At 33.8% G+C, this 11,764-nt stretch carries 11 protein-coding genes and 1 pseudogene; 6 read left to right on the top strand and 6 right to left on the bottom strand.

The features are described 5' to 3' along the window. Positions 1–55 precede the first annotated feature (55 nt). From ROY99_03415 to ROY99_03390, 6 genes and pseudogenes are all read left to right on the top strand, one after another. Positions 56–445: pseudogene (locus ROY99_03415) on the top strand (GxxExxY protein). Positions 446–488: 43 nt separating this feature from the next. Beyond that, positions 489–1,619: a heparan-alpha-glucosaminide N-acetyltransferase domain-containing protein gene (locus ROY99_03410; GenBank protein MDT3695414.1), complete on the top strand. Its 1,131-nt coding sequence runs from the start codon at positions 489–491 to the stop codon at positions 1,617–1,619. A 252-nt stretch (positions 1,620–1,871) separates the two neighbouring features. Continuing rightward, entirely contained in the window at positions 1,872–2,573 is a 702-nt protein-coding gene (locus tag ROY99_03405; protein MDT3695413.1) for a hypothetical protein, read from the top strand. A gap of 456 nt (positions 2,574–3,029) precedes the next feature. After that, a complete protein-coding gene (locus ROY99_03400) occupies positions 3,030–4,205 on the top strand; it encodes a S8 family serine peptidase (GenBank protein MDT3695412.1) in 1,176 nt (391 codons plus the stop codon). A gap of 395 nt (positions 4,206–4,600) precedes the next feature. After that, on the top strand, positions 4,601–6,730 hold the full coding sequence (locus ROY99_03395) for a T9SS type A sorting domain-containing protein (GenBank protein ID MDT3695411.1): 2,130 nt from the start codon (positions 4,601–4,603) through the stop codon (positions 6,728–6,730). 131 nt (positions 6,731–6,861) lie between these two features. Next, on the top strand, positions 6,862–7,434 hold the full coding sequence (locus ROY99_03390) for a transposase (GenBank protein MDT3695410.1): 573 nt from the start codon (positions 6,862–6,864) through the stop codon (positions 7,432–7,434). A 91-nt stretch (positions 7,435–7,525) separates the two neighbouring features. On the opposite strand, the gene ROY99_03385 is transcribed toward ROY99_03390, so the two are convergent. The 6 genes from ROY99_03385 to rsxA form a co-directional block, all read right to left on the bottom strand. Further along, positions 7,526–7,675, bottom strand: a complete 150-nt coding sequence (locus ROY99_03385) for a zf-TFIIB domain-containing protein (GenBank protein MDT3695409.1) — start codon at positions 7,673–7,675, stop codon at positions 7,526–7,528. Positions 7,676–7,709: 34 nt separating this feature from the next. Beyond that, the gene (locus tag ROY99_03380) at positions 7,710–8,147 is read right to left on the bottom strand and encodes a SoxR reducing system RseC family protein (protein ID MDT3695408.1); all 438 of its coding nucleotides are present in this window, start codon (positions 8,145–8,147) and stop codon (positions 7,710–7,712) included. 28 nt (positions 8,148–8,175) lie between these two features. Beyond that, positions 8,176–9,030, bottom strand: coding sequence for an RnfABCDGE type electron transport complex subunit B (locus tag ROY99_03375; protein MDT3695407.1), 855 nt, complete (start codon positions 9,028–9,030; stop codon positions 8,176–8,178). 156 nt (positions 9,031–9,186) lie between these two features. Continuing rightward, complete coding sequence (locus ROY99_03370; GenBank protein MDT3695406.1) at positions 9,187–10,197, bottom strand: FAD:protein FMN transferase; 1,011 nt, start codon at positions 10,195–10,197, stop codon at positions 9,187–9,189. A 155-nt stretch (positions 10,198–10,352) separates the two neighbouring features. Further along, positions 10,353–11,144, bottom strand: coding sequence for a NusG domain II-containing protein (locus ROY99_03365; protein MDT3695405.1), 792 nt, complete (start codon positions 11,142–11,144; stop codon positions 10,353–10,355). A 47-nt stretch (positions 11,145–11,191) separates the two neighbouring features. After that, a complete protein-coding gene (gene rsxA / locus ROY99_03360; GenBank protein ID MDT3695404.1) occupies positions 11,192–11,764 on the bottom strand; it encodes an electron transport complex subunit RsxA in 573 nt (190 codons plus the stop codon).

Below are 11,764 nucleotides of genomic sequence, written 5' to 3'. Positions count from 1 at the left end.
CAAAAACACAATGGCACACGGATCGAACAGATTAAACGGATAAAAACGGATTTAAATGCAGTTTAAATATCATGATATAACTGAAAAAATCATCAAAGCTTATTATAATGTTTATAATACACTTGGATTTGGATTTCTTGAAAAAGTTTATGAAAATGCTTTAATGATTGAATTAAAATCTATGGGATTGAATTGCGTTAAGCAAAAGCCAATTTCTGTTTACTTTAAAGAAAATTGTGTTGGAGAATATTTTGCTGATATTATTGTAGATGATTGAATAATTCTTGAATTGAAGGCAGCCGAAGGAATTATTGAAGAGCACGAAGCACAATTGTTAAATTATTTAAAAGCAACGGAAATTGAAGTTGGCTTATTATTAAATTTTGGAAAGAAACCGCAATTCAAGAGACAGATATTTGAAAATAAGTTTAAAAAATCTGTTTAAATCTGTTCGATCTGTTAAATCCGTGTGCCATTAAGGGAAGGGCATGAAAGAAAAAGTAAGATACATTTCTGCAGATCTGCTGCGTGGACTTGTAATCATTATTATGATTGAGGTTCACGTATTTAACGCATTTCTTTTGCCGGAACTTAAACAAACAACCTGGTTTAGTACACTCAATTTTATTAATGGATTAGTTGCACCATCATTTCTTTTTGTTTCTGGATTCGCATTCCAGGTTTCAACAGGAAGTAAGCTGGATGAAATGAGAAAACTTGGTAAAGCATTCTGGAAAAAGATGATGAGAATATTCCAGATAATAATGATTGGATACGCACTTCATCTGCCTTACTATTCTTTTTCAAAAATCATTAACAAATCAACTCCGCAGCAGTTACAAAGTTTTTTTGCTGTTGATGTTCTGCAATGTATTGGATTTGGGTTGTTGTTTTTATTTATCACAAGATTGTTGATCAAATCTGATAAAGTATACCACTACTTTTTAATAGCTTCTCTAGTTGTTGTTACATTAATTTCCCCCGTGTTGTGGAAAATAGATTTCAATCAATATGTTCATCCAGTAATTGGAAATTATTTTAACAGATTGAACGGATCATTATTTCCGGTCTTTCCGTGGCTTAACTTTTTATTGGCCGGAGGAATATTTGCAAAGTATTTTGTTGATGCACGGGAAAGAAATGAAGAAGAGAAGTTTATTAAGAATGTTACAATTGCGGGTTTAGTTGTTTTACTTTTCGGTCATTTATTTTATTCGGGTTTATTCCCAAAAACATTTACATCAATTCTGCCAAACCCGGTTTTCTTTCTTGAACGATTGGGTTATATACTTGTATTGTTTTATCTCTGCTGGATTGTTGATAGAAAAACGAAAGCGAAAAATTCTTTTGTAATGGATGCAAGCAGGGAATCACTGCTTGTTTACTGGCTGCACCTCATAATTATTTATGGTGTCTTCTGGAGCGGGAAAAGTCTTGCCAATAAAATTGGAATGACAATGAATGTTATTGAAGCAATAGGCGCAACAATACTGTTAATTGCTCTTATGATAGTTGCAGCAAAAATATGGAGCTGGGCAAAGAAAAAATATCCAAAGCATTCTTCTTTGTTTGTTAAAGCTGCAGTAACTGTTTTTTTGGTTGTGTTTTTTATAAGTTAATATTTTTTTTACAGTAGCGTTACAATTACCTGTTAAGTAAATTATTTTTTACCGACAGATTTTGCTTTGGCTTGAAATTTTTTTTACAGCTATTTATTTAGCATAAAATTTGCATTAAATAAACATGTAAAGAGGCTAATAATGGAAAATAAAATATTAATGGCAACCCTTGTCCAACACCTTCTTCGGTTTATATCATCTCATTTTCTTACTATAAACATATTCAAGGCAAGTAGCCTTATTTTACTAATTGTGAGTATTGGTTGCAGTCAAACTACTGATCCAAAAGTACTAGATGATAATTTAATTTTTGACTGGCAAAGCAATCCACAGTTTTCACGTGATGGTCACAAAATAGTTTTTGAGGGACTTTATGATAGTATTTATGCGATTCATTTTGTTGATAAAAATGGTATTTATTTGGGACATATTTTGGATAGTATTTCTAGCAAGAATTATGTTTCATCTCCATCTTGGGGAAGTAATAACAATATTGTTGTTTCTGTAGAAGGGAACTTGTCAATGGTAAATATTTCCAATGATAGTTTAACACAATTAACAAGTTCATATCAGGATTTCTCCTGTACTTGGTCAAAAGATGGAAATTATATTGCATATACTAAATCTATTTGCGATCCTGACTGCGGTATTGCTCTTTATAATTTAAGTAATAATACTACCAGGATTATTGGAAAATTTGGTGGTTATGCTAGCTGGGATAATAATTCGGATAGATTATATTATTATGAAAATGTTTATAGTCAGGGGTTTTACAAAGGTTTTGTTTTTAAAAGTGTTGATTTAAATACACTTAATGTAGATAGTTTGTTTTATGTTAATTCAAATAATGCTGATCTGTGGTTATCTGACTTAAATATTTCTCCTGATGGAAAAGAAATAGTTTTTGCTGCTTCTGAAGGTACTCCCCCACAAATATATATATATGGAAAATAAACCTTGAACTAAAAACTTTAATTAAAATAACTATCGGTAATCATCCAGCTTTTAGTCCTGATGGTTCACAAATAATTTATACTAACACAAACAGATCTGAAGGAGGATTATGGATAATGAATAAAAATGGTTCGAACAAAAAAAGGTTTACTAAATTGAACAAATAACAATGTTTATCATTAAAAAGAGGGAAAAATGAAAAACTTTAACTTAATTTTTTTATTTCTATTAATTTCTCTAAAAGAAATATTTTCACAAGTCTTCCCAACAGATAACAGATTTTGGTAACAATGGTATTTATACCATCAAGCAGTCCCGCAGAACCAAAGAGCTGATATTAGAGCCACTGAAGCTTGGGCAATTACAAAAGGGAATTCAAGTATAAAAATTGCAATAATAGAATCAAACACTTCAAGTAATACAGATGGAGGTGAACCTAATGCGCCACATCCCGATTTGCTTGGAAGAATAACCACGCATAACACATCTTCAATTAGTGAACACGCTACCGGGGTTGCTGGATTAATCGTTGCTAATCCGAATAATGGGGGTATTGTAGGGATAAATTGGTACTCACCACTTAATTCTTATTCGTTTACTGATATTTCGGATAATTTAGATGATAGGATAATTCAGGCTAAAAACGATGGGAATAAAGTAATTAGTCTTTCGCATGGATCAGATGAATTTTTAGAAGAACCATATGGTGCATTGTTTTCAATTTATAATAGTAATATTACATTTATTAAATCAATGGAGAATAATCTGGGAAGCGGCATCAGTCATCCCGCAAATCACCATGGAATAATAGCCGTTGGATCATCAACTAAATCAAATACCCGTTCTAATTTTTCCAATTATGGGAATCATATAAAATTTTTGGCTCCTGGAGGTGAAGGTTATGGATACCCAAATAATTTAAATATTTTAACAACTTCAAGTACTGATTATTTTTACAATAGCGGTACTTCGTATTCTGCACCGTTAGTCGCAGGTTCGGTTGGATTATTGTTAGCATTACGGAATGATTTGAGCAATGATGATATAGAAAACTTATTAATACTATCGTGCGATAAGCTACCTGAAATGGGGGCTAATAACTGGACCGACAGGCATGGTTATGGTAGAATAAATTTTAAAAAGGCTCTAGATTTTTTACAAACGCCATTTCAACTCATTCATTTTTCATCTACCGGAGGAATAGTATATTCTACTTCAGATTTATATCAACTAAATATTTTTTCAGGCGAGTCTGGATTAGGAACAGGAGTTTATTGGGTAAAGAGGTATGAGCTCAGAAAGACAATTAATTTTCCGACTAGTTATGATCATTTTGTTTGGGGCAGGGGTTCTGAAACCAACGGCTGGTCATTAGCACAACCTAATCATGGTATGAAATTTTGTGAAATTTTAAATTATAATTCAAATAGCGTGACTTTAAGAACATATGTATATGAAGTTTGGAATACCTCAAGCTATTTTGGTTTTTATCCTGCTTCACCACAGAACGTTACCTTTAGTTTTACCGTACTCGGCAAACCATTAGTTGCTCCAGTAATAGCAAACATAACTCAAAATCCTGTTCCAATTTATAAAGGCACTTATGGATATGTGTATTGTAATCTATCATAAGGGAACGGTAATTTAACATATAATTGGTTTTCTTTTGATCAGCAGGATGTAAGGTCTGATTTTTCTGTAAAATATGTAACCCTTTCAACTCTTCAGGATGTAAACTCCCATAAAGTCGAAATGTTACGAAATAAATCCCCTCGTTATAATATAGATGTGGAAGATTCCTGCGATGAAAATGTTTGTCAAGCATATTACAATTTATAAAAAGATTGGAATTAAATAACACATTCAGTGGCTCAGTTCTCCAGAACTGAGCAAATCGTAAAAGGATGGAATTTAATCTACAATCTCAGGACTGGAGTCCTGAGCTACAAATATTGGTTTTTACCTCTCGCTTCTCACAAAATAATTTCTTAAGTTTCTGCCGAATTAAATTCTAACGGAATGAAAAAGTGAACACAATAAAAATATCTTTTATGGTTTTTATTCTTTCAATAATTGTATCTGCACAAAAGTTTTGGCAACACAGCAACGGACCATATGCTGCCAATGTTTTAGATATTGAATTTGCACCTTCTGGTACAATTTATATCTCTAACTACTTTAACGGCATTCACAAATCAATGGATTCAGGCGCCTCTTGGGAATTGGTTACAAATGGAATACCTGAAGAATTTGCGTCAATATTATTAATTAATAGTGTCAATTTTATCTATGCTGGAACTGTAGCCCATGGGCTATATCGTTCTACAGACAATGGAATCTCTTGGAATAGATTAATTAACTTGCCAAGCGGTAGTATAAACTCGATGTTTCTAATGGAAAATGATATTATAAATGTTTGCAATCAAAATGGATTATTTCAGACACTGGACAATGGAGAAACGTGGCAAAGTTTAACTTCTAATCTCACCAATATTTGGATGACAACTTTTACGAGAAATTCGCAGCATAAGATTTTTATAGGAACTTCTCTCGGTTTTATATATATGTCCAACGATGAGGGTACTACCTGGGACTCAATTAAAGTATCTGATTACTCAATAAATGTAATTGCAATTAATATTAATAATGATATTTATGTTGGAGCAGAAGATGGAATTTATAAATCTTCAAACAATGGATTATCATGGACTAAATTATCAAATGGTTTACCTACGGAAGAGTTTTATATAATTAGAACCAATTCAAGTGGTTATGTTTTTGCAATAGCATTCAAAAGGATTTTTTATTCTTTTAATAATGGACAGAGTTGGTCTGAAATGAATCAGGAGCTAGGATTTCTGGGTTCATTTACCATTGACTCAAATAATCATATTTATGCTGGAAGTAATTATTGGGGACGGGGAATGTATAAATCTACAAATAATGGTTTCGACTGGCAGGTAATAAATAATGGTATTAAAAATAGTTTTATAACTTCACTGACTCAAGCTATGGATAGCACAATATGGGTTGGAACTTGGGGAACTGGTTTATTTTACTCTGTAAATAATGGTTCAGCCTGGAACTATACGGGTATGGCGACAAAGAAAGTGAGTTCAATAAAATTAGATTATAATAATAATATTTTTATTGCCACAAGTGATGGTGTCTATTTTTCAGAAGATAACGGCACAAGCTGGATTGATAAAAGTGTTGGGATGACATATAGAAGATTTGAAGATTTAATAATAATTAACGATTGTATTTATGCCGGAACTTACGGGGCTGGGTTATACAGATCATGTAATGGCGGTAACAGCTGGACTAAGATCAGTTACTCTTTACCATCTCAGATGATTTATAAATTGGCAATCCTTGAGGAATATCTATTATGCGGTACATCATCAGGTATATATAAGACAAGCAATGATGGTGCTTCTTGGGAACCATTTTTTTCTATGATACCGGATGCAATTTTTGTAACCTCAGATGATGATGTTTATGTTGGGACTGGTAATGATGGAGCATTCTTATCAAGAGATAAAGGTCAGACTTGGATCAGCTTAATTGGGAATGGATTGTTAGCGGGAATGATAAACACATTTGGCGAGGATTTAGTTGGTAACATTTATGCTGGTACAGATGGGGGTGGAGTCTATGTCACATTAGATGATGGATATACCTGGTCCAAATTAAATAATGGATTACCATATTTAGATATCAACGTATTCTTATCCTCTTTAGACGGGTATATGTATGCAGGAACAATTGGTGGCGGATTATACAGGAGCATTGATCCAATAAGTTCAATTAAATCGGGTGAAACTAATTTTAACATTGAAAGTTTCACACTTTCCCAAAACTATCCCAACCCGTTTAATCCGAGCACGGTAATCAGTTATCGGTTACCGGTAATCGGTTTTGTTACATTAAAAGTTTACGACATACTTGGAAGAGAAGTTGCAACACTCGTAAATGAAGAAAAACAAGCTGGTGAGTATGAAGTTGAGTTCAACACAGCATCATTACCAAGCCGATCAGGCTCGGCTTTGACGAGCGGAATATATTTTTATCAGTTGCTTGTCTCGGATTTTCAAAGCAAAGACGGAAAAGCCGGCGTCTTTTCAGAAACAAAGAAAATGATACTGTTAAAGTAACGATCAATCTATAATCATATATGTTCAATAAATGCATTAATGTTTTAGAAAACTGAACATCCAACATTTAAGATTCTTTGGTTGTCACGGTCGTACCGTGACAATAAACCTTGACTTTACTATCTTTAACTATGGGAAGAAGAGGAAGAAATAATTTACGAAACGAAAACTTTTTCTTTATTACAACTACCGTAGTAAAGTTTATTCCTATATTTAATAACCCCGCTTTTTGCGAGATGTTATTATCTAACATCAAATATTATAGAAATAAGTATAGGTTTACCGTCTTAGGTTATGTAATTATGCCTACACATTTTCACTGGATAGTAGAAATTGATAATAATGCAGGAAGTGTCTCTGATATTATGAGAGATGTCAAAAAGTTCACAGCTTGGAAAATATTTGACAAGCTTTTGGAAGACAAAAACGAAAGGCTACTGGATTTATTTAGAGAAGCAGCAATGGGGATTAATGATCAGGAAAGAAAGCTATGGATGAAGAGATTTGATGATGAAGTAATAAGGGATCAAAAGATGTTCTGGACAAAACTGAATTACATACATCAAAATCCTGTAAAAGCCGGGCTTGTGCTAAAAGCTGATGATTACAAATACTCAAGCGCAAGAAATTATGCGTTTAACGACCAATCAGTTTTAGAAGTAAATACCGAAATGGCTGGAATTGATTTATATAGTGGTAAATAACTTTTTCTGTCACGGTACGACCGTGACAGCCACAAAAAGCACTCTTCTTTGTTTGTTAAAGCTGCAGTAACTGTTTTGTTGGTTGTGTTTTTTATTTCTTAAAAACACCAAACAATTTATCAAGCTTGCCCTTTTCGAGCTTAGAAATTACATCAAGTTCACCAGCATCAAGCCATACAACATCACAAGATGAGCACTTATCAACCAGAATATCTTTATAATTAATTTCTATCAGTTTCATATCGCATTTTGGGTAGTGCGTAAAGCACGAATTTTCAAGAATGTTCTTTTTCAACTATTTCTAATTTAATCCGGACTTCATCTTGTTTTTTTCTTCTTGATATACTAAAAACCACCGGAATATAAAGTACAATCAGCCCAATTGATAACAGAGTTGAAAGCAGTTCTTTGTTGATTGCAAAAATTTTCATACCGATTAATAATCCGGTTAACAGTAGTATAAGCGGAATACCATACAATATAAAAGATGCGGAAATTAACTTACTCCCCTTTATTGATATTCTCACTTTATCACCAGGTTTAGTACCATAAGGATCAGCTGCTGTCAGACTACGTTCGTTTGAATTACCTGGTTTACAGTAAAGCTTAGCGGTGCATTCTTCACAATGATCAGAGCTTGAAATAATAACCGTTGCAAATCCGTTACTGGATTCTTTTACAATTCCATCTTCATATAACTCTTCTTTATACATTTTGTCTTCAGCCAGCCGCTTTATAGTTTCAATTAATTTTAATCTCTATATTCTCTTTCTCAAATACTTCTGCAGCTTTTTCAGGATGCACTAATCTTATTGCCCCGGTTTTACATTTATCAATGGGAATTTTGCTCAGGTCTAATTTTGAGTAATCAATTTCCGGCAGAAAATCTCTCATCTCGATTGCACCGTCAGATTTACGCGCACAGATTGCACAGCCAAAGCATGATACACTGCATACTTCTTTTGATCTTTTAGGATCATCATGATTTTTACAAAAGACAAATAACTCCCTGTCTTCTGGATGAATTTCAATTACGCCGCGCGGACATGCTTCAGCACACTGACCACAGCCATTACACAGTTCCTCAACAACCACAGGTAATCCGTTTTCATTCATAAATATTGCGCCAAACTGACATGCTTCAACACAATCACCGCCGCCAAGGCATCCATATAAGCACATCTTTTCTCCGCCTGCTACAATTGTTTTTACTGCGCAGCTTTGCGGACCAATATATTCTGTTCCTTCTTTTTTTGCAGCTTCCAAATTTCCGCCGTTGCAAAGAATACGAGCAACAAGTTTTACACTTTGAGTACTTTCCAATCCGAGTATTCTTGCAATCTCATCAACAACTTCCTGTCCTCCAACGGGGCAACCATTAATTTTTACTTCTCCATTAACAACCTTACTGGCAAAATCATAACAGCCTGCACATCCGCAGCCGCCGCAGTTTGCATTTGGCAGCACTTCATTTATTTCAGCGATTCTTGGGTCCTCTTCTACACGTAGTTTCTTATCCGCAAGTGCCAATGCACCTGCAAAGATAAACCCTAATCCACCCATTGTGGCTATTGCAATTATTAATGTTGTATCCATAATTATTTTCCTGTTTTTGTATGTAATTGCAAATAGTACGGATTAATATCTGCAATGACATTTTTATTTCAATAATTAAAAATCAGCTCATACTTCGATAAACTCAGTATAACACTTGTTCCTGTCAGTCTGAGTGGAGTCAAGGGATGACAATTATCAATCCACAATAAATTTTTCAAACCCTGCTGAGTAATAAATTTTCCCTTCATCGTCAATCATCATCACTTCTGTGTCATCAAGAGATTCAATTAATTTCATTCCTTTTACTTTTCCCATTACAAAAACCGCAGTTGCAAGTGCATCAGCAAAAGCGTTTGATTTATTTATTATCGTAACACTCTGCAATCCTGTTGATGGATATCCGGTTTGAGGATTAAGGATATGGTGATAACGAACTCCATCAACTTCAAAATACTGTTCATAATCTCCTGAAGTTGCAACTGTGTACTCATTAAGTTTTATTTTCTTAATGATTGAATTAATTTCTCTTGAATGCTGAATTCCTACTGCCCAATTATTTCCTATTACACTTACTTCGCCGCCGGCATTAACCAGCGCTTCTTTTAATCCAAGTTTCTTAAAAACGTTAATTGCTCTGTCAACGGCATAACCTTTTGCAATTGCACCAAAATTCAGCCCTGCATTTTTATGCTTAATAATCTTATTATCATCTAAAAGTCTGATGTTAGTCCATCCGCTGTGTATTAAGGCAGAATCAATTACAGCTTTCTCCGGCAGCTTAGGATCATCAGTATAAAATCCCCATGCTTTCGTAATATTGTTAAGGCTTACATCAAAACAACCGTCTGATAATTTTGTGATTGAATCACAAAGAACAATTAAATTAAAGATTTCAGGTTCTACTGTAATTATTGTATCTGCCGAGTTATTGATTTGTGATACAGGACTTTGATCATTAAAGGTTGTAAACAGATCGTCAATCCTTCTCATCTCAGCAAAAGCTTTTGAAATTGCATCATCGGCTTTTTTATCATCAGCATCCCGCAGCTGCATTTCGACAATCGTTCCAAGTATAATTTGTGTTCGCTTAATTGTTTTTATTTCATCGTCGCTGTTTCTTGCGATGAAAAATCCAATAAGAAAAAGAACTGTTGATAAAATCACCCAGCTTATAGAGTAAGTGATTTTATTTTTGTTTAATGCCACTATTAACCTGCCGGCTTTCTACAACAGCAATAGAAATAGGTTACGGTACGATTAGGCTGACCTTCCTCATCCATCAATAAGCTCAGCATGAAAAGAGTAATTGAAAACATAATAACAATCATAATGCTACACATATTCTTTAACTCTAAACTTCGTCATACAATTTTTATTAAAATTTTATTCGGTGCACAAGCGATTATATTTCCAACTCCGCTTGCAATAGAATGTTTACAAATCCCGTATCTGCAGCTTGAAGTATGAACTTGTGCAAGTCCGTTTTCTATTTTCAATCCCGTTTTACCTTGCATCCCATCAATCACAATATTTTTATAGTTTTTATCTAAAGAAATTTTGTCAACCAGACCTTTTTCATTTTCTATTACAACTTCTCTTTTATCAGAGTTAAATAATGAAGTGATAAAATCTGTTTCTTTATATTCGGCAGTAAAAATAATATCCGATTTTTTGTACTTTAATCCTGCTCTGATATTTTCAAAAGCAGAGTTCAGATCATCAACAGAATAAACAGAATTATGTGCGTCACTGATAATAATATCCGAATCAATTAACTTATTTATCCTTGTTAATCTGTATGTAACAGAACCGGTATTAGTGAAGTATTCTTTTTTCGATCTCAAATCAATTCGATTTATCATCTCTCCAATCTTTGAATCAGAAATTACAACAGGCTCGGAATTACATTTAACCTTATTCTTAAATGCTGTAATTATACTTGCGATTACTTGTTCATCAGCAGGAATGAATCCATGTACAGCAAAGTAAACTGATTTTTTACTTTTCACAAGTTTACCTGCAGTAAACCCGGCACCAAGTGCAATTGATGATAATCCCGCAATCTTTAAGAAATTTCTTCGCGACATCATTTTATCTCCTTTATTATCAAACTTAAGTCGAAAAATTTTAAACGAATCATAAAATTTTTCCATATTGTTATCCGTCAATAAATTTAGGATGACGAAAAAAAAAATTAAAACTAAATCATTCCGGCAAAGCCCATAAAGGCAAGCGCAAGAATTCCTGCAACAATTAAAGTAATTGGAGCCCCTTGAAACGGTTTTGGAACATCTGCTAAATCAAGCTCTTCTCTTATTCCTGCCATTATCACAAGGGCAAGCGTAAAACCCGCACCGGCGCCAACTCCAAACACAACACTTTCCAGAAAATCATATTCGCGCATTGAAGCAAGCAATGCCAGACCAAGTATCGCACAGTTGGTAGTTATCAGCGGAAGAAAAATTCCAAGTGCACGATAAAGAGGCTGCGAAACCTTTTTAATAACCATTTCAACAAACTGAACCAGTGCAGCAATTACCAAAATGAAAGATGGTATTTGTAAAAACTCAAGCTTAAACGGCACAAGAACAAGATTGAACAACAGCCAGCTTACAACTGCAGTAAGTGCCATCACAAAAGTAGTAGCCATTCCCATTGAAATTGCAGAAGATGTTTTGTTTGAAACTCCAATAAACGGACATATACCCAGAAAGTATGAGAGAACAAAATTGTTTACCAAAGCAGCCGAGATAAAAATTAATAACAGTTCCAT

The sequence above is a fragment of the Ignavibacterium sp. genome (genome assembly GCA_032027145.1).
GTDB lineage: Bacteria > Bacteroidota > Ignavibacteria > Ignavibacteriales > Ignavibacteriaceae > IGN3.
This window is presented reverse-complemented; position numbering and strand designations above follow the sequence as displayed.